Raw genomic sequence first — 18,858 nt, 5'->3', positions numbered from 1 at the left:
AGCCGACAAGACGACGCTGTGGCTTCCTAATAGCTGACAGAAGAAATTAACTGCTGTTGCCACGGCTGTCGTCCCGTCCTAGACCTAACCCTGATGTTCAAATTACTGTTCATTGGTCATCCATTTGCGGTTCGCAGTGAGCGCCAATTGATTAGGGATGTTCGAGTAAACGTGGCCTATCCTTTGTTCCTGGATATCTTAGCCTCACCGATAAAGTACCCGATACATCCACTCCAGAACCGAATCCGACAACCCAATGTGTCTTAGGCCTTTGAGAGTAAAGGTACAGGAAGCGCGTCAGGCTTATCTCGATGCTCTCAATGAATCCATCGAAGAGGATTTACTCGTTCATGGAAAAAAGCCCGTAGTGCCGCAATCGTCGGCGTATAAAGAGAAAGAGATTACGCAGAGTGCGATCGATCCTGGAGCGGTTGTATGGTTCGAGACGATAAGCCTCGAGGTTCCTTCTATCTTGATCACCGAGGGGTGGATAGGCGCTATCATATCATCACTGATTCACACTTAACCCCTGAAAACAAAAACGATTCCGAGCCTAATCTGCAGCGACTGAATAGCCAAGTTGAGCGATTTGGCTTTGCTATTGAAGCGGTTGGGTGAGACGCTGGTTACTTTACCTCTGCGGTGTGTCATGGCCTAGCAGGGCGAGAGTATGACTACGACGAAAAAAATGACGTTTATCAATGCCCAGAAGGCCAAGCACTTATTTATGCCAGCACCGGTAGAGATGGTTATCGACGCTACCACTTCGATCCAAATCTTTGTAAACAAAGTCCTTCGCTAGGCTGGTGCACAAAAAACTGAAACAAGGTAAAAACGGTAACTCGTTATGTTTGCGAAGACAGCAAAAGAGCAGGTTAATCAGCACCGGTTAACGGGAGAAGGCGCGCAGATATACGCGCGCCGAAAAGAAACCGTCGAATGTAGCTTTGCCGATGCCAAGCAACTACACAATTGTCGCTATGCGATTTAGAGGCCATAGCAAGATTCAGGCACTGTACTTGATGGTCGCGGCTGCTCAATATATTAAGAAGATCGCGCAAGTGGCCTAGCCGGGCCATTTTAGCTTGATTACCCGTCAATAAAGCCCCAAATCGTCTCATCAGTGGCTCTAGGCGACTCAGAAGCGAGACTTTGCCTTCACAAGCCCATAATCTTGCAAAACCCAAAATCAGCCTGGGCAGACCCCAAAATAGAAAACCGCGACTAAAAAGCCTGGGTTTATCAACGATCTAAGCGCTCCGAATGGAGCGCCGTTTTTATCTATCGTCATTACCATGTTGACGTTGACCCAATTGACGATAACAGAACGAAACTACTTTTCGCTATCAGTACCCAAAAGCTGACGCAGTACGTAATGAAGAATACCGCCACTACGGTAGTACTCCAATTCATTTTGCGTATCGATTCTGCAGGTAGCGATAAACGTAACACTGTCCCCACCGTCTTTCGTTGCTTCAACCGTAATCGATTTTTGTGGCTGCAACTCAGCAAGGCCCTTAATGGCGAAGGTTTCAGTGCCCGTTAAACCTAGGGATTCAATGCTGTCACCCTCGGCAAATTGTAACGGCAGTACGCCAAAACCCACTAAATTAGAGCGGTGAATTCGTTCAAAGCTTTCCGCTATAACGGCTTTTACACCCAGCAACTGGGTACCCTTGGCCGCCCAATCGCGGCTGGAACCCGTACCATACTCTTTGCCCGCTAAGACAATCAGGTCGGTGTCGTCTTGATCGTAGCGCTGGGCAACATCGTAAATGGATAACACATCACCGGTGGGCTGATACACGCCGTAGCCGCCCTCTTTGCCGTCCAGCATTTGGTTTTTAATGCGAATATTGGCAAAGGTCCCGCGCATCATCACCTCGTGATTACCACGGCGGGAGCCATAGGAATTAAAATCCGACGGGTGCACATCGTTCTCTTGTAGATAAAGCCCCGCTGGCGAATCTGCCTTGATGGTACCGGCCGGGCTGATGTGGTCAGTGGTGATGGAATCACCGAACACTGCCAGGGCTTTTGCCCCTTGAATATCTTGCGCGGGCGGTATGGGTTTATCGATGGCGTCAAAGTACGGCGGGTTGCGCACGTAGGTTGAACTTGGCTGCCAGTCGTAGGTATCGCTTTCGGTGGTGGCCAATGCTTTCCAGCTATCGTCGCCGGAAAAGACGTCAGCGTAGCGAGTTTGGTACATATCGCGAGTCACCGACGCCACGGCCTCTGCAATCTCTTTATTGGTGGGCCAGATGTCCGCCAAAAATACCGGCTTACCATCAACCACGGCTAATGGCTCAGCCTCCAGATTCACGGCTGTGCTACCAGCCAACGCAAAGGCCACCACCAAGGGTGGCGACGCCAGCCAGTTTGCTTGCACCAGCGAGTGGATTCTTCCTTCAAAATTTCGGTTGCCCGACAGCACCGCCGACACCGTTAGGTTACCTTCCACAATCGCGTCTGCTACGGGCTCTGGTAATGGGCCTGAGTTACCAATACAGGTTGTGCAGCCATAGCCGGTTAGATAAAAGCCCAGCTTTTCAAGCGGCTCCATAAGGCCGGCTGCGGCCAAATAATCGGTGACCACCTTCGATCCCGGGGCCAAGGATGTTTTTACCCAAGGCTTGCTCAACAAGCCTTTCTCCACGGCTTTTTTCGCCAAAAGCCCGGCGGCCATCATTACGCTAGGATTTGACGTATTAGTACACGAGGTAATCGCAGCAATAACAACGTCGCCGTGGGTAATGGAATGAGTTTCCCCACCCATGGAAAACTCAACAGCCGGCAAATCAGTGCTTCCGCCTTCGTTTTCTAGGTTGGCGGTGGCGTTACTGGCAGGCGTCAACTGTAAGGCCAACAGCTCTTCGAAAGCGTTTTTCAATTCTGGCAGCAACACTCGATCCTGGGGCCGCTTAGGGCCGGCCAAAGAGGGTTTAACCGTGGATAAATCCAGTGATAAGGTTGCGGTAAAGTTTGGCTCTACTTCCGGGTCGTGCCAGAGCCCTTGTGCTTTGGTGTAGGCTTCTACGCGAGCAATGACCTCCGCCGGCCTGCCACTTAATTGCATGTATCTGAGTGTTTCGTCGTCCACCGGGAAGAAACCGCAGGTAGCGCCGTATTCTGGAGCCATATTGGCAATGGTGGCACGGTCAGCCAGCGGCAGCTGGGCCAAGCCTGGGCCATAGAACTCTACGAACTTACCGACCACACCCTCGGCGCGCAGCATTTCAGTAACGGTAAGCACCAAGTCCGTCGCGGTGACGCCTTCGTTCAACGAACCTTCAAATTTAAAACCAACCACCTCTGGAATGAGCATGGACACGGGCTGACCCAGCATTGCAGCCTCGGCCTCAATACCGCCCACGCCCCAACCCAAAATACCCAGGCCATTGATCATGGTGGTGTGGGAATCTGTTCCCACCAGAGTATCGGGGTAAATCAGCGCTTCATCGTCCACTTCATTTAGCCAAACCACTTGGCCTAAGAACTCCAGATTAACCTGGTGACAGATGCCCGTACCGGGCGGAACCACACGGAAATTTTCGAACGCTTTTTGCCCCCAACGCAAAAATTCATAACGTTCTTTATTACGTTGCATCTCTTTTTCTACGTTGGCTGCAAACGCCTCAGGACTTGCAAATTCGTCGACCATTACGGAGTGGTCTATAACTAAATCAACCGGCGCCAGGGGATTTATCTTGCTGGCGTCAACGCCCGCTTTAACGACCGCGTCTCGCATCGCAGCCAAATCGACCACCGCGGGAACGCCGGTGAAGTCTTGCATCAGTACACGAGCAGGACGGTATTGAATCTCTCTACTGGAGCGGCGTTCTTTCTGCCAATCCACAACGGCCTGAATGTCATCTTTGGTCACCGTATCGCCGTCTTCCCAACGCAGTAGATTTTCCAACAGCACCTTTAACGATCGTGGAAGATGTTTGATGGCGCCGAGTTGATCCTGAACCGAATCTAAACGAAAGTAAGTGTGACTTTTGTTATTTACCAATAATTCCTGACAGGCAGCGAAAGAATCTTTCTTGCCTTTAAATTGTGTTTTCACTGTGTTCTCCAGACAATAACTTCTCACGGATTCATTGTTTTGCTCTGCGGCGAATCGAAGAGTCTTAACTTTCTTAATCGCCTAGACAATGTTGCGCGTATAAATTTCCTTGTACGCGTTTCTCTAACCAGTCTGTTTGCACAGTTCATTCCAACGAGCCAATCGTAAACGTCTACCCATGCGTTCGCTGCTAACACTACGGTAAGCGCTTACCTAGCAATGTGCACTTGGCCAGTAATTTGCTGCGGCAGTATGTTTAAGGTCTTGGCTCGCTATAAAGCTCATGAACAGACTAAAGGACGTGCCATAAGACACTCCACTGGATGGCATGCGCAAGTGCAACACGGAGGAGCAGACTTTTAGATAGACGCTGGTTTTTATGCAATTAAATGATTGAGCAAACACCCGGAAAGACGTTTTAGCTATTTCACACCGATAGCGTGAAAAAAATAATGAAATCAATGACGTTTTGGCACCTAAAACTATCGCGGGATCGCGAAATAACTTGCTAGACTGGCCGTCTGAATATGTAATTTTTGCAATAAGCTTGTAAAAATTACCCTGCAAGCCTGTATATAAAACAAATAAAAGTGAGATGACCCTTGTTAATTTCACGGACGATTAAACGCACTTTGTGCTATCTAACTTACAGAAAGTTTACGTAGGTTGCTCATCAAGCAACCAACCTGGAATTCACTTTACCTAGTATAGGGTGAAAAAATGATAAAACACTCCGCACAGATTAATTTGTCTGATAACAAGCCGGTGTCCACACCAGCCTCAATATTCGAAACGCCCGAGGCAGAGCATTGTCCCTATGTGTCGTTGGCAATTTTATATTTGCCTAAACTCCACACTCAAACCTGGGACACGATATTCGCCATGAGTGAAACTCGAGACGACTTAACCAACCATATGATTGCTGAGCAGCTAGCGGACGCCATCTGCACGCTGAATGATAAAGATAGAACTGCGCTCTGCGTTACGCTCGATGAGAAGTATGAGGACTGCGATCTACTGGACCTAATTTTAGATAAGACTCAGCACTTCGCTGCGCAGTAGATATTAATGCCTACTGCGGTTACAACACAGCCGTGGCTTTTACTCGGTCAGGCATTGCGCCTGGATATTGTGCTGCAAAAGAGACTGGCCTAAAGAGAAAAGGCGGTTAATAGAGTTGTTTGAATTGAAACGGACAAAATCGAAGTAGGTATAATTGAGAAAGCCCCGAAGCGATCGCCCTTCGGAGCTATTGATTTGAGTTCTTGTTCCTATTTGCTGTTTGGCTTTGTTCACGTACAAAGCCACCAGCTGTTAGATTGTCTACACACTCTTGGCTCAGCGACGAAGTCGGTTTTGGAACAACTTTTCTCTATTGCAAAAAGTTCTGTGATGGGTCAACCAATACTCTATCCGACATCCCCTCTCGGCCTAGTAGCATCAAATAACTCATATCAGAGCGGTCAGTTAAGGTTATTTCTATAGGCCAGCTCTGGCTGCCGAGCTGAAACATGGTTTTTATCACGTACCGCTCCTCAGACGACCCGTTAGACGACTTAATAGAGCGTATGTCGTGCAACTTGGCTTCACAATGAACGACCTGATCCACGCTATAGGCTTCCGGATGAATATCAAATTTCACCCAAGGTTTGTTGTTTTTTGTGATACAGCGCAAGTTATCTACATGCAAAGAGGAGGTCTTAGCGCCAGTATCGACTCGAATTTTTAAATCTTCGATGCTGAGTTCGGGCAAACTACAAGCTTCGACCGCGCCAATAACGAGTTTTTCCATAACGATCTTTACCTATCTATTGGTCGTCCAACTACACAGGCTGGAAATTGGAATCCGCATCCGGCATAAGGGTATCTTGCATCAGCTCGATATTTTCCACTACCTCGTCATCAGACTGCGTGAAATACGCGATATGAAACATTGCATCGCCCTCTTGCACCAACGGAATGTTTTGCCTGCCAATAATAATGCCGGAGCGAGCTGCGCGCACGACACCGAATGTTTCCCCCAGGGGACTCCCTATTTCCGCCAAAGGATCGCCCTTGACAACGGCGTCACCGAGGTTTTTTAAGTTGTGAACTATGCCGCTGCAGGGTGCCCGGGTCCATGTGCTGGTATTCGCCACAAATGGCACAATAGGCTCGCGCTTTGCGGCTCTTCGACGCTTGCGCACCATGCCCAGAGCCTCCAACACCCTTAAAACACCACGCACGCCGGCACGGATTGAGAGCTCGTCAAAGCGCAGGGCTTCGCCGGCCTCATACAACAGCACCTTAGCGCCAACACTTTGCGCCGCCTCGCGCAGCGAGCCATCTCGTAGGTTGGAATTTACCAATACCGGCACACCAAAGGATTTAGCCAACTCCAAGGTTTCTTCGTCCTCTAGATTGGCGCGTATTTGTGGGAAATTGGTTCGGTGGATGGCGCCGGTATGCAGGTCTATGCCGTACTGGCAATGGCCAACAATTTCAGTGAGAAACCGGTTGGCAACAATGCCTGCCAATGACCCCTTGCGAGACCCCGGAAAACAACGGTTTAGGTCACGCCTATCGGGCATGTAGCGGCTTTGGTTCAATACCCCATACACATTCACCATGGGCACCAGTAGCAACGTGCCCTGCACAATTCTCGGCGATTTGTCCTTTATCAACCGACGAATAATTTCTACGCCATTCAACTCATCGCCATGGATAGCAGCGCTAACAAATACCGTGGGCCCAGGCTTTTTACCCCGGACTACGTGTACTGGCATGCAGATGTCGGTGTCGGTATACAAACGCACTACCGGCATTTCTATCTGGAGGGTCTCCCCTGGCGCAATCTGGTGGCCGCCGATCTCTAACATTTCTGGCTCTAATGCCATACACTAAATCTCACTTACAAACAGTTTGCACAGGCAACGGTTGAGTGCCCCTGTTGCCATCCCTGTTTATCAACCTTTACCGCGAGTTTTGGTGGAACCTGCAGCGGCGTTTTCTTCGATGAACTTAAAAATCATCCCGGAAATGTCTTTATCCGTGGCTTGCTCAATACCTTCCAGGCCCGGCGAGGAATTCACTTCCATAACCACAGGTCCTCGCTTGGATTGCAAAATATCAACGCCACAAACGTTAAGCCCCATGGCCTTAGCGGCATTGACGGCGGTGGCTCGCTCTTCCTTACTAAGCCTAACCAAGCGAGCACTGCCGCCACGGTGCAGATTAGAGCGAAACTCGCCTTCAGCGCCCTGGCGCTTCATGGCCGCTACCACCTTGCCACCAACCACTAAACAACGGATATCGGCGCCGCCGGCCTCCCCGATAAACTCTTGTACCAAAATATTAGCGCGAAGACCCATAAAGGCCTCGATGATACTTTCTGCGGCTTTATCGGTATCGGCCAGTACCACGCCAATGCCCTGGGTGCCCTCCAACAACTTCACCACCAGGGGCGCGCCACCGACATTTTTAATCAGGTCTTTTACGTCGTCTGGCTTGCTGGCAAAACCGGTTCTGGGCAGGCCAATACCTTTACGAGACAATAGCTGTAAAGAACGCAGCTTGTCTCGTGACCGACTAATAGCGACGGATTCGTTCAAACAAAAAGTGCCCATCATTTCAAATTGCCGAACCACGGCTGCGCCATAGAAGGTGATAGAAGCACCAATGCGGGGGATCACCGCATCGTAGTGTGGCAATGCCTCACCCCGGTAGCGTACCGTGGGCTGGCTGGTGGTAATGTCCATGTAACAATGCAAGGTATCGATAACGTCTACGGTATGGCCTCGCTCGCGTCCGGCCTCCACCAACCGTCGCGTGGAGTACAGTTTTTCGTTACGCGACAAAATGGCTACTCTCATGGTTCTCCTCAAAAAGTATAATTTTGGACAGAAATTGTACAGCGAGTGTGAACGGATCAAACCTCTCGCTGTGGCCCCCTGCTGTGATTTGGGCCTAGTATTGGATATGTCTAATATCGAGCAGCAAAGTTCAAACCAGTATCGTGCCGGCTGGCACAAAGACCTTGAGGCGCAATTACCGCAACTGCTAGACTGCCCCACTGCTAATACGCGCACGCATTAACATTAGAGGCTGCTAGAAGGGCCGCTACACTGTAATGATAGCCCGGCCGATGCAAGCTATTTTTACTTTTCACGCCGAAATTTTTCCGCCAGGCCAATAGGCTCTCTGGAACCAACACCGAGGCATGCTAGTCTTAACGTTCCAGAGCGCCGGTATTGTGCGCGTTGTTGGCACCAAAACGGCTATTAAAAGCAGTTATGATAACGCCAACTTATGTATTAAAAACAAAGGCTTAAAGAATGTATAGAAAGTTGTTTGTTAGCTTTATATTTGCATCGTGTTCGGTATTAACTTTTGCTAAATCAACCCCGATTGAAATCTCCAAAGCGCAGTCACAAACGCTGATTGAAATCGTTGATACCCTAAGCAATAAGCACTACCGCACATTGAAAGTGAACAACGAGCTTTCTGAGAAGTATTTCAACAATCTGCTGGACAATTTAGACCCTTCCAAATCGTTCTTTTTACAGGCTGATATCGACAACTTTGACCGCTACCGATTCAAATTGGATGAGCGTCTTAAAGATGGTGACCTCGCCCCTGGTTACAAAATATACAACACCTACCGCAGCCGGGTAGAAAAGCGCTTGGAACAGGTTATACAATCGCTGGAGAACTCCGACCAGCACTTTAATTTTAGCGTTGACGAAACCATCGACCTGGACCGAGACGAAAACGGCACTTGGTTTAAAACCGCCGCCGAAGCCGACCAATACTGGCGTAAAAGAATTAAGTCATCAGCCTTGAACCTGGTGTTATCGGATAAAACCGAAGCGGAGGCCAAAGAAACCCTTCTACGACGCTACAAGAATCAACTAAAGCGGCTTGATCAACAAGATCAGCAAGACGTGTTCGAACTGCTTATCAACTCATTAACCGAGATTTACGATCCCCACACTAGCTACTTCTCGCCGCGCTCAGAAGAAAACTTCACCATCAATATGTCGCTATCCCTTGAGGGTATCGGTGCGGTGTTGCAAACCGAAGACGAGTTCACAAAAGTGGTACGCATCGTTACCGCGGGGCCTGCGGATAAACAAGGCGAGCTCAAAGCCGCCGACCGGATTATCTCCGTTGGCCAGGGCGAAAAAGGCGAAATGGTCGATGTAGTGGGCTGGCGCTTGGATGAGGTGGTCAGCAAAATTCGGGGCCCCAAAGATTCCGTGGTACGGTTAGAAATCATTCCATCGGAAGCCGCCAACGACGCCGAAACTAAGCTCATTACCATCACTCGTAATAAGGTAAAACTGGAAGAACAGGCGGCCAAAAAAGCCGTGTTTGAGGTCGACGACGGCACCGGCACCATGATCAAACTGGGTGTTATTGATGTGCCTGCATTTTACCTCGATTTCGAAGGTTACCGCCGCCGCGAGCCCGACTACAAAAGCACCACTAACGACGTACGCCGCTTGTTGCGAGAGCTGCAGGCCGAAAATGTAGACGGCGTCATTCTCGATCTGCGCAACAACGGTGGCGGCTCATTGACCGAGGCTACCCTGCTAACCGATTTGTTTATCGATGCCGGCCCCGTGGTACAAATTCGTGAAACCAACCAAGAGATCTCCCGCCGCAACCGCAGTCGTCATAAAGCGGTATACCGTGGCCCCTTGGTGGTGATGATCAACCGCCTTAGCGCCAGCGCATCAGAGATTTTTGCCGGTGCCATCCAAGACTACCAGCGAGGGCTTATCGTCGGCACCCAGTCCTTTGGTAAAGGAACTGTACAAACCCTGACCAAAGTGCACGAAGGCCAGCTAAAAATTACCGAATCCAAGTTCTACCGGGTATCTGGCGATAGCACTCAGCACCGGGGTGTCATTCCGGACATCTCTCTGCCACAGATGATTGACCCTAGCGAAGTCGGTGAAAGCACCTACGATACCGCCCTGGAGTGGGACCAAATCCACCCTGTCAGACACGACCGTTACATCGATTTCAGTAACCTGCTGCCCATGCTTGAGTCGCAACACGTAAAACGGGCGCAGCAAGACGCTGACCTGCAGTACATCGTGGACCAATACAGCCTGGCCAAGAGCTACCGTGAACAAACCGAGCTAACGCTCAACAAAGAGCGCCGTCTTGAAGAGAAGAAAGAACGCGAGGGCGAACTATTGGCCCTAGAAAACAAGCGCCGCAAGGCCAAAGGCGAAGCAGTTTTAGCCACCTACGAAGACTTAAAGAAAGAAGAGCCAGAAGAAGAGGATCAGTTTTCCGGGTCGCAAATTGACACCGAAGACGACGCTCTGCTGATTGAAAGTGGCCATATTTTAGCCGATTACATTCGCACCCAAGAAAAACAGCGCACTGCGCTTTCTTACAAGATTTGGAATTTTAATCAGTGAAGTTTGTTTCGTTTAACGTGAACAGTGTCCGCGCTCGCCTACACCAACTGAGCGCGGTGATAGAGCAGCACCAACCCGAAGTTATCGGCTTACAAGAAACCAAAGTCAGCGACGAAGAATTTCCTCTGACTGAAATCACCGAAATGGGCTATCACGCGGTTTACCATGGACAGAAAACCCACTACGGCGTTGCGTTACTCACCAAGGTTGCGCCACTGCAATCTTGTAAGGGCTTTACCAGCGATACCGAAGACAGCCAGCGCCGCCTAGTCAGCGTGGACATTCCAACTTCTGCTGGTACGGTAACGGTGATCAATGGTTATTTTCCACAAGGTGAAAACAGAGAACACCCCACGAAATTCCCCAACAAGACGGCGTTTTATCAAGACCTACAAAACCGACTAGAAACAGAACGTTCCCCAGATGATCACCTAGTTGTTATGGGCGACATGAATATTTCGCCGCAGGATATCGACATCGGCATTGGTGAAGACAATCGCAAGCGCTGGCTGCGCACGGGCAAATGCAGCTTTTTGCCCGAGGAAAGAGAGTGGTTGCAAAAAGTCTATGACTGGGGACTAACCGATACATTCAGATACAAGCACCCGGATGAATCTCAAACCTTTAGCTGGTTCGACTATCGCAGCCGAGGCTTTGAACGTGAGCCTAAACGCGGGCTGCGTATAGATTTGATCCTAGCCACTCAAAGTCTTCTGGAAACCCTAGTAGACGCCGGCGTAGACTACGATATCCGAGGCATGGAAAAGCCCTCGGATCACGCGCCAATCTGGGCCAAATTCGACCTGCAGTCTAGCCTTTAACCCCGTTCACTCCAGTAACACCCACAGCGGTCGCCATGTCCATCGAAGAAATACAGCAATTAATCCCACAAAATATTCCACATTGGTTGAGCATCAGCCTGGGATTTTTGGCATTATTTTTATTTGCGGTGGTGATAAAAGCGGCCATCCTGGCTCGTTTAGAAAAGCTCATTGCTAAAACGCCGTTCTACCTGGATACCCTCGCCATCCAAGCGCTTAAAAGACCATTAGATATTGTTATTCTGGCGCTAGTTCTGGTGGTGTTACACAACTTCTTTGAAGTCTATTTCCCAAACCTCAGCCGGCTAGGTACTGTGATTACCTACGGCACCAAATTTTTGTTGGTGCTGGCGTTAATTTTATTTGCCGAGCGCTTCGCCGTGGGCGCCATTGGATACTATTCATCAAAGAGCGAAACTCTTAAAAACAGCAGCAGTATGGCCGCCGGCGCCGCGCGAGTCCTTATTATCGTTTTGGGCGCGCTGATCATACTGGGCACCTTGGGCGTCTCTATTACGCCCATTATCGCCTCCCTGGGTATCACCTCTTTAGCCGTTGCTCTAGCGCTACAACCGACATTGGAAAACTTCTTCTCAGGTTTGCAACTACTGGCCGACAAGCCAGTGCGCGTGGGTGACTTTATTGAACTGGATTCTGGTGAACAGGGATTTGTGGAAAAAATCGGCTGGCGCTCCACCTGGATTCGAATGCTGGCCAACAACACCGTGATAATGCCCAACAGTATTTTGGCGCAGTCGAAAATCATTAATTATTTTTATCCCGCCAGGGAGTTATCGGTGCCTGTTGAAGTGGGCGTGCATTACGACTCCGATTTAGAACTGGTGGAAAGAATCACCATAGAAGTGGCCACCGAGGTGTTGGCGCATCACGAGATGGGCGTTAAAACTTTTAAACCTTTCATCAACTACCACACCTTTGACAGCTCCAGCATAAATTTTACCGTGATTTTGCGAGGGCAGGAGTATTTCAATCGTTTTTTTATCAGCTCTGCGTTCATTAAAGCGCTGCATAAGCGCTACCGAGAAGAAGGCATTGTCATCCCCTACCCCATCCGCGCTATTAACTTATCACAGGAAGGCGCTGAATTTTCGCCCGCTCCCAGCCAACCGTCTGGCCCGCCCCCCAGTCAACTTTCCAATAATTGATGCGGTTGAGTCAACAAAGCACTGCGCAAGGTGTTTAAGTCAGCATCACTAAGCTCTAGGCGGTGGCGCAGATATTCCTCGTTAGAGTCGTACTCGGCATCGATTAATTCAAACAACACATCGATAAATTCTGGCTGGACTGATAACAAATAATCGAGGGTTGATAAGACACCTCCCTTAGCCAAATACTGCTCCTGCATAGCTCGGCGCTCTTCGGCAGTTGGGTAATAGGCTCGGGTGGCTAAATAATCGTGTTTTATAGTTTCTCGGTCGACGCCTAGCGCCATTAGTATCAGCGCAGCCCCCATCCCTGTGCGGTCTTTACCTGCGGTGCAATGGATCAGTATTGGCTTTTCAATTTCCATTAATTGCCGCAGAAGCACTTGGTATGTAGTTGCATGGAAGGTGGCGAGATCTTTATAAATACCACGCATGCCTGTGGCCAAATCGCTCTCGGTTAGGTTGGCATCATACAGTAACGCTTCAAAACTGCGCATGCTCCCTTCACCGATGGGCAGTGCTTGCGCTTTAACCTTGGCCATAACCGAAGCCACGGTAGGATGAAGGGCCGCCTCTTCTGGCCGCCGAAAGTCATAAACGTTGGCGATACCTAGGCCATGGAATAGGCTGGCATCGGCCTGGGTTAGCGCGGACAATCGCCCAGAGCGATACAATAGCCCTAGCTTTACCATGTCGCCATCTTCGTTGGTATAACCGCCAAAGTCACGTAGGTTTGGTGTGCCTTTTAAGTCGATGCGACGCTCAAATAAAGCGCGGTAGCCAGCGGGCGATTTCAATAGGTAATAACCGCGTGGGCCCATGCCATCAATAACAGCGCTATTGTCTTGGGTTACAGTATAACGCTTGAAGCCGCCGTGGGGAGAGTGACTTTTATAGACGGTAACCTCGGTACCGGGCTCACACTGCCAACGCAGCTGATAGCCATCAGCGCCACACTTTTGTATTTGCAAGTTACTTAATCCAGTCATAAACAGATATCTTCCATAGTGTGGATTTAATCGGATTTAGGATTTGGTAACTAACCAGTGATCGAGCTGCTTTTTCAGCTCATCTTTGCGGATGGGTTTTGCCATGGTGTCGTCCATCCCAGAGGTAAAGCACATACGGTCCTGCACATCGTTTTTCAGCATAGTAAGCCCAAGTAACGGCACGCGTTTCTCTTGGGTCTCGTTAAAATCCCGTATCTGCTGGGCCAAATTAAATCCGTCTTGGCAGTCTTCGCAGCCGTTCAAATGGCACGATAAAAACACAAGGTCGTAGTCGCGCTGCTCTAAGCGTTTAAGCCCGCTTTCTGCACTTGCAGTGACATCCAGGGTGTAATCGTATTTATCCAACATATTGGTAAACACCATTTGATCCACGGCGTTGTCTTCGATCAGCAATATGCGCGGTTTATGTGATCTTTCATCGTCGTCACGCTCAAATACCGCCGCAGAGAACGCTTGGTAAAGTTTATCTTGGGTGACGGGTTTTTGGATGGCTTGTATATGCTCTTTATCATTCATATAAAGCGCCAAAATACGAGATTCCGCTTGTAAATAGCTCACCACCAAAACATGACTAGCCTCTGCCATGGCCGGATATTCCGCCAGCTTCTGGGATATAGGGATTGAGGTAAGGCTGTCTTTTTTAGAGAAAACCAACGCTAACGAAAACTCTCGGTTTAACTCCGCCTGCTGATCGAAGAAGTCTTTAAAATCTTGCTTGCCCGATAAAAACGCGGTTTTTAAACCCCAAAGCTGGAATACTTCAGCCAACTCTTGCTCAATTTTGCGCGGCACATCCACGATCAACACGAATTCGCCGTGGAATTTGTTTTCGTACTGACGGTGGAAAGGCTGGCTGCTGACTGTGGTTAACGGTAACTCCAGCCAAAAGGTGAGTTTCTCGGTTTCGGCGATGCCCACATCGCCCCCCATGGCCACAGCCAGGTGCTTACTCATATTAAGAGTGAAGTTGCTGACCTTAGCAATTTGCTGTGCGGTGGTCATACCCTGCTGGGTCTCTGCGGGTAATTCGCCGGCGTCAGTAATATCAATGTTGAGCGTCAATTCTGTAGAGCCATGCTGCTCACAGGCAATGGCAACGTCTAACTCGGCCCCATGGCCAAAGCCAATGGACTGATCGATAAGCGCGTTAATCAGCTGGCTGGTTCGAATGGAATCGCCTCGAACCCGGGTGGGTATGTTGTCCGAGAAATTAAGGGCAAATTCTTTGGCGTGGATTTCGGCATCGACTTCTTTTTCATTAAAGCAGTCTTCGATCAGTTTGGGCAGATTAAAGACCGTTTCATCAATAACTAATTTACGAGACTTAATTTTGCTGTAGTCGATTACGCTGCTTACAATTTGCAACTGACGCTCACCGGCTTTCTCGGCAATAGAAAGCAACTGCCGTTGCTTATCGTTGATGCTGCCATCGTGGGCCAACACCGATAGCGACCCTACAATATCGTTTAAGGTGCCCCGAAACTCATCCGTGAGCGATACTAAAAACTCATGATTTAGCTGGGCTGCTGCTTGACTGTCGCGTTTTTCAAGCTCCAGGGTATCGGCCCGCTGCTTGAGCTGAAAGTTAGCCTCCAGACGCTCCCAGTACAGTTCGTTCATCATTTTGCTTTGTAGTCGCAACATGACAAACAACAGCACTAACACAAGGCCATAAATATAGCCCTCGGCGCTGTTTAAGGAAAAACTGGCAAGCCCAATGGGGGTAATGCCGAGCAACAAATACAAGGTTAAAAAGCGCAGATACGGCGCCAAAATGGCACACATACCGGCGTAGAATACAATGGAATACAGCCACAGAAAGTAGGTTTCGCCTGAAAATCCCAGCACCCGCGTAATCGTGGCCACAATGATGCCCCACCAAGCAGACCCCAGCAGCGACACCACGAAAAATAGCGTCCGCCACCGCAAAGCGCCACGCGGGTAGATAAAATCAAAGCCGAACATCACATAACCGCGCGCCAGCGTGATTAAAAACAAGCCGCCGGCCAAACCGATGGCGAGATTGATGGAAGTACGGAAGAAATCACCCAACAGGAGGGTTATCACAAAGACTGTGATGGTGAGCAAAACACCCCGGCGATTGTATTTCGCCATGCGGTAGTCGGTTTCCCGAATCAGGTTTCTATCTTTTTGAACTTTGGATTCGGGAGTAAACAGTTTGAGCATATTCGCCTCTTTCACTCAGCCGACCTACCTGCCTGCACTCAGCTAAGAGTACTCAGAAGACGGTTCGAGTATGAGTCTGGCTACAGACCTAAGTATTCCATAATAACGGTTTTAATCAGAAAACCCAGCACGCCCAAACCTAAGGCGCCAAACAGTACGATGGTGCCAAACTTGCCGGCGTTAGATTGTTTGGCAAGGTCCCACACGATAAACGCCATAAATGCGATCAAACCACCGATACCTAGCACTAACGATATGGATTCAAACTTCTCTATATCCACTGATAATCTCTATTTTAAACTGTGTTTTCAGGCCATAAGCTCAGCGCCATATTTAACTGACGTGGGGCCCCCAGTCGGCCTAGTGTATACCATAAAACCTAGTGGCTAAGATAAATGCCGGCCTATTTATCTTGCGCCTTGAGCGATCTGACCTATTAGGCAAGCGCTAGCTTGGCGGCGAGGAACTGCCTTGCAATGAAAACTCACTACCGCAACTGCGCACTAGGTAGTCTCCTGCTGCTTGCTCCGCCATATCAGCCAGCTGGTAATAAACATTGCGACTAATGACCGCATTCAACCCGGAGCGCACGGCCACCACTGGCAAAGGCTGGCCCTGGGATTGCTCCACCCATAAAGGGTGTTCATCGTCGATAACCACTGAATCGACGCATGGTCCGCTAAGGGTTAACACTTGCTGGTGATCTCTTTCACTAACCTTCAATTCATTGCAAAACAGTGGGTAACTCTCCACTTGAATGCGCCACTTTTCTACCGGAGTCACTAGAAAATACTGGTCTTGCTCGTGTTTTATAATACTGGCAAACAATCGCACCAGGGCCGGGCGTCGAATCTCGTCTCCTTCATGCACCCATTGCCCATTGGACTTAATCACTAAGTCCATATCACCGCTGAGTTCCGGGTTCCACAGGTGTACCGGCGGTAGATCATTGCCCGCGGCTTTGGATTTGTTCAGTAAATGGCGCTCTAAACTGCTTAGGTTATTGTCTGTCATTCGCCTCCCCTTCGCCCCTTAGTTTCTTTGTTCTGCAACGCTTGCCAAGACGGCCATTATTACGCGGATAGCGTTGAGACTGGCCACACAAGCGCGGGCAAACCCACAGCGTCGTTTCCATAAAGGGTTTACGCCCCATGCCGAAAATTCGCTCTGTTGGCACCCTAAATCAGCCAATTTAGAGGAAATCAACGGTATATGCCTGGTAAATATGCCGAAAAGGTTTAAAAACCGCCCGTCGGCCACTGGAAGTTTGGCCAGAGTGTTCAATACTTAAAGTGTACTGATCGCGTCTCCCCCCAACTTCTGCGGTCAGTAGGACTTTGGCCCAATATTAAGGTTTGTTCCTTAATGTTTCACTCCTAATGGTCTTCGCCCGACGAGCTCCCCCAAGCCGTCGGGCTTTTTTATTTTACGCTTTTGTACCAACTCGATGGATCGATAATCTCTCCATCTGATTCGCGGATAGCCGGGTATGGCAATCCCTTTTGATCACAGTATTCAGCAACTTTTGGGTGCGCCCAACGAAAAAATCGCAAGGTCTGAATCTCAGCAGACAACCGGTTTGTACCGTAAAGCCCGGCCTCCTGGCGCTGACGAAAAGCTTCCTGCAGGATTATAGCCGCGGCAACCGAAACATTAAGCGACTCTACCATCCCAATCATAGGGACGCTGATGTGTTCATCTGCGACGCTGAGCCCCTGCTCACTGACGCCGCGCTTTTCGCTTCCGAGCATCAATGCCGTGGACTTGGTGTAATCGATATCCAGGTAATTTTTGCATTTGGGGCTGATTGCCGTGGCTACAATCTGAAAGCCCCGCTGCCTTAACTGCTCCACCGGTTGATGGATATCAGCATAGGTTTCGACTTCCACCCATTTGTGACTGCCCGAGGCCGTACCGCGAAATCCTCGATAGCCACCTTGCGGTACTACGGTGTGCACCGTGTCGATGCCCACAGCATCACAGGTTCTGACAATAGCCGAAAGATTACGGCCTTTGTGCACTTCATCGGTAATAACGGTTAAATCCGGTTGCCTCAGACGCAGGGTCTGGAGCAACCGCTGATAACGTTCTGGTGTCATGCTGAGCTGGTTCTGGCAACTACCACTGGGGGCGTGATGGCATTAAGCGTGTTAACCAACGCACTACGAGGCGATCCACGGATGCCTCTGCAGCATCGCTGATACGATTCACAATGTTCTTTTTAATCACGTAATCAACGCCGATGATGCGTTTGTCGTTGAGCTGGTCGGTTATATATTGGTCACTGGTACAAATGGAATCCACCAGGCCTTTGTCAATAGCTTGTCGGCCGTACCATATTTCACCGGTGGCCACTTCTGCCACATTTAGATTTGGCCGGTGTTCAGAGACAAACTCTTTAAACAAATCGTGTGTCAGTTGCAGGTCTTCTATGAACTTGGCGCGGCCTTTTTCGGTGTTTTCGCCCAACATCGTGAGGGTACGTTTGTACTCTCCCGCTGTTAAAATCTCTACATCAACGTCGTGCTTCTTAAGCAAGCGATGCACATTGGGCACCTGCGCAACCACGCCGATGGAGCCAATAATACTGAAAGGTGCCGCCAGTATTTTATTGGCGGTACAAGCCATCATATAGCCGCCGCTGGCCGCAATTTTATCCACGGCAATCGTCAGCGGAATGCCCTTCTGCTTAATACGATCCAGCTGGCTGGCCGCCAAACCATAACTGTGCACCATGCCACCGCCACTCTCTAGCTTGAGGAGAATTTCGTCCTCGGTGGTGGCAATGCTCAGTACGGCGGAAATGGTTTGTTTAAGCGACTCCACCTGGCTGGCTTTGATGTCGCCATCAAAATCCAATACAAACAATCGCGGTTTTACCGGCGGTTTTTGCCCAGATTTAAGTTGGGTCTTTTCTTGTTTGGCGGTTTTCTTGGCGTCTTTCTTTTTGGCTTTATCTTGTTGCTTGGCCTCGGCATGGGTGATGATAGCCCCTTCTATGGCCTCAAACATGGCTTGATAGCTGTCGTTAAGGTCCGTAATTTCTATCTGTCCCTTAACGCCACTTTTTTTACGAGTGCTTATACCGGCAACTATGGCCACAATGATGGCGACTACAATAACGAAGGTTACTGCCTTGGCTAAAAACAAACCGTAATTAAATAAAAATTCCAAGAATGACTCCCG

Annotated in this window: 17 protein-coding genes; 7 read left to right on the top strand and 10 right to left on the bottom strand. The window is 49.5% G+C overall.

Translation table 11 applies throughout. From position 1 onward, the window contains the following. Window positions 1–33 precede the first annotated feature (33 nt). From ACGHM3_RS11090 to ACGHM3_RS11080, 3 genes are all read left to right on the top strand, one after another. Complete coding sequence (locus tag ACGHM3_RS11090) at window positions 34–267, top strand: transposase (protein WP_390518247.1); 234 nt, start codon at window positions 34–36, stop codon at window positions 265–267. Window positions 268–670: 403 nt separating this feature from the next. Beyond that, window positions 671–802, top strand: coding sequence for a hypothetical protein (locus tag ACGHM3_RS11085; RefSeq protein ID WP_345416456.1), 132 nt, complete (start codon window positions 671–673; stop codon window positions 800–802). A 45-nt stretch (window positions 803–847) separates the two neighbouring features. Next, window positions 848–991, top strand: coding sequence for a transposase (locus ACGHM3_RS11080; protein ID WP_345416459.1), 144 nt, complete (start codon window positions 848–850; stop codon window positions 989–991). 342 nt (window positions 992–1,333) lie between these two features. Here ACGHM3_RS11080 and acnA read toward each other — a convergent pair whose 3' ends face one another. Further along, window positions 1,334–4,072 (bottom strand): aconitate hydratase AcnA, encoded by a 2,739-nt coding sequence (gene acnA / locus ACGHM3_RS11075; protein WP_345416462.1) that lies wholly within the window; start codon window positions 4,070–4,072, stop codon window positions 1,334–1,336. A gap of 720 nt (window positions 4,073–4,792) precedes the next feature. Here acnA and ACGHM3_RS11070 point away from each other — a divergent pair. Beyond that, window positions 4,793–5,134, top strand: a complete 342-nt coding sequence (locus ACGHM3_RS11070) for a hypothetical protein (protein ID WP_345416465.1) — start codon at window positions 4,793–4,795, stop codon at window positions 5,132–5,134. A 310-nt stretch (window positions 5,135–5,444) separates the two neighbouring features. On the opposite strand, the gene ACGHM3_RS11065 is transcribed toward ACGHM3_RS11070, so the two are convergent. From ACGHM3_RS11065 to rimK, 3 genes are all read right to left on the bottom strand, one after another. Continuing rightward, window positions 5,445–5,864 (bottom strand): ATP-dependent zinc protease, encoded by a 420-nt coding sequence (locus tag ACGHM3_RS11065; RefSeq protein ID WP_345416468.1) that lies wholly within the window; start codon window positions 5,862–5,864, stop codon window positions 5,445–5,447. A gap of 31 nt (window positions 5,865–5,895) precedes the next feature. Then, window positions 5,896–6,948, bottom strand: a complete 1,053-nt coding sequence (locus tag ACGHM3_RS11060; RefSeq protein ID WP_345416470.1) for a succinylglutamate desuccinylase/aspartoacylase family protein — start codon at window positions 6,946–6,948, stop codon at window positions 5,896–5,898. A gap of 69 nt (window positions 6,949–7,017) precedes the next feature. Further along, window positions 7,018–7,923 carry a 30S ribosomal protein S6--L-glutamate ligase gene (gene rimK / locus ACGHM3_RS11055; RefSeq protein WP_345416473.1) on the bottom strand — a complete coding sequence of 302 codons (906 nt, stop codon included), beginning with the start codon at window positions 7,921–7,923 and terminating at the stop codon, window positions 7,018–7,020. Window positions 7,924–8,385: 462 nt separating this feature from the next. On the opposite strand from rimK, the gene ACGHM3_RS11050 reads away from it, so the two are divergent. From ACGHM3_RS11050 to ACGHM3_RS11040, 3 genes are read left to right on the top strand one after another with little or no spacing between them, the layout of a single operon-like run. Then, complete coding sequence (locus tag ACGHM3_RS11050) at window positions 8,386–10,488, top strand: carboxy terminal-processing peptidase (RefSeq protein ID WP_345416476.1); 2,103 nt, start codon at window positions 8,386–8,388, stop codon at window positions 10,486–10,488. Next, entirely contained in the window at window positions 10,485–11,309 is an 825-nt protein-coding gene (gene xthA / locus ACGHM3_RS11045) for an exodeoxyribonuclease III (protein WP_345416479.1), read from the top strand. Before ACGHM3_RS11050 ends, xthA begins: the two co-directional genes overlap by 4 nt. 35 nt (window positions 11,310–11,344) lie before the next feature. Then, entirely contained in the window at window positions 11,345–12,475 is a 1,131-nt protein-coding gene (locus ACGHM3_RS11040) for a mechanosensitive ion channel family protein (RefSeq protein ID WP_390518101.1), read from the top strand. Here the strand turns inward: ACGHM3_RS11040 and ACGHM3_RS11035 are convergent. From ACGHM3_RS11035 to sohB, 6 genes are all read right to left on the bottom strand, one after another. Further along, complete coding sequence (locus ACGHM3_RS11035) at window positions 12,457–13,464, bottom strand: tyrosine-protein phosphatase (RefSeq protein WP_345416482.1); 1,008 nt, start codon at window positions 13,462–13,464, stop codon at window positions 12,457–12,459. The genes ACGHM3_RS11040 and ACGHM3_RS11035 overlap by 19 nt on opposite strands. Before the next feature lie 36 nt (window positions 13,465–13,500). After that, window positions 13,501–15,672, bottom strand: a complete 2,172-nt coding sequence (locus tag ACGHM3_RS11030; protein WP_345416485.1) for a response regulator — start codon at window positions 15,670–15,672, stop codon at window positions 13,501–13,503. 80 nt (window positions 15,673–15,752) lie between these two features. After that, window positions 15,753–15,953, bottom strand: coding sequence for a DUF2788 domain-containing protein (locus ACGHM3_RS11025; RefSeq protein WP_345416488.1), 201 nt, complete (start codon window positions 15,951–15,953; stop codon window positions 15,753–15,755). A 166-nt stretch (window positions 15,954–16,119) separates the two neighbouring features. Continuing rightward, window positions 16,120–16,686 (bottom strand): DUF1285 domain-containing protein, encoded by a 567-nt coding sequence (locus ACGHM3_RS11020; RefSeq protein WP_345416491.1) that lies wholly within the window; start codon window positions 16,684–16,686, stop codon window positions 16,120–16,122. 407 nt (window positions 16,687–17,093) lie between these two features. Then, on the bottom strand, window positions 17,094–17,771 hold the full coding sequence (gene trmH / locus ACGHM3_RS11015) for a tRNA (guanosine(18)-2'-O)-methyltransferase TrmH (protein ID WP_345416494.1): 678 nt from the start codon (window positions 17,769–17,771) through the stop codon (window positions 17,094–17,096). Window positions 17,772–17,790: 19 nt separating this feature from the next. Beyond that, entirely contained in the window at window positions 17,791–18,846 is a 1,056-nt protein-coding gene (sohB, locus tag ACGHM3_RS11010; protein ID WP_345416497.1) for a protease SohB, read from the bottom strand. Window positions 18,847–18,858 lie beyond the last annotated feature (12 nt).

Source organism: Halioxenophilus aromaticivorans (assembly GCF_042850945.1).
Lineage (GTDB): Bacteria > Pseudomonadota > Gammaproteobacteria > Pseudomonadales > Cellvibrionaceae > Halioxenophilus > Halioxenophilus aromaticivorans.
Note: the sequence above shows the minus strand (reverse complement) of the source record. Positions and strands in the feature narration are given on the sequence as shown.

Excerpts from the sequence above, each read along its gene's own strand:
- ACGHM3_RS11065 (WP_345416468.1), bottom strand. The coding sequence starts at position 5,864 with ATGGAAAAACTCGTTATTGGCGCGGTCGAAGCTTGTAGTTTGCCCGAA.
- ACGHM3_RS11050 (WP_345416476.1), top strand. The coding sequence starts at position 8,386 with ATGTATAGAAAGTTGTTTGTTAGCTTTATATTTGCATCGTGTTCGGTA.
- ACGHM3_RS11080 (WP_345416459.1), top strand. The coding sequence starts at position 848 with ATGTTTGCGAAGACAGCAAAAGAGCAGGTTAATCAGCACCGGTTAACG.
- ACGHM3_RS11060 (WP_345416470.1), bottom strand. The coding sequence starts at position 6,948 with ATGGCATTAGAGCCAGAAATGTTAGAGATCGGCGGCCACCAGATTGCG.
- ACGHM3_RS11035 (WP_345416482.1), bottom strand. The coding sequence starts at position 13,464 with ATGACTGGATTAAGTAACTTGCAAATACAAAAGTGTGGCGCTGATGGC.
- rimK (WP_345416473.1), bottom strand. The coding sequence starts at position 7,923 with ATGAGAGTAGCCATTTTGTCGCGTAACGAAAAACTGTACTCCACGCGA.
- ACGHM3_RS11085 (WP_345416456.1), top strand. The coding sequence starts at position 671 with ATGACTACGACGAAAAAAATGACGTTTATCAATGCCCAGAAGGCCAAG.
- ACGHM3_RS11070 (WP_345416465.1), top strand. The coding sequence starts at position 4,793 with ATGATAAAACACTCCGCACAGATTAATTTGTCTGATAACAAGCCGGTG.
- ACGHM3_RS11030 (WP_345416485.1), bottom strand. The coding sequence starts at position 15,672 with ATGCTCAAACTGTTTACTCCCGAATCCAAAGTTCAAAAAGATAGAAAC.
- ACGHM3_RS11020 (WP_345416491.1), bottom strand. The coding sequence starts at position 16,686 with ATGACAGACAATAACCTAAGCAGTTTAGAGCGCCATTTACTGAACAAA.
- trmH (WP_345416494.1), bottom strand. The coding sequence starts at position 17,771 with ATGACACCAGAACGTTATCAGCGGTTGCTCCAGACCCTGCGTCTGAGG.
- ACGHM3_RS11040 (WP_390518101.1), top strand. The coding sequence starts at position 11,345 with ATGTCCATCGAAGAAATACAGCAATTAATCCCACAAAATATTCCACAT.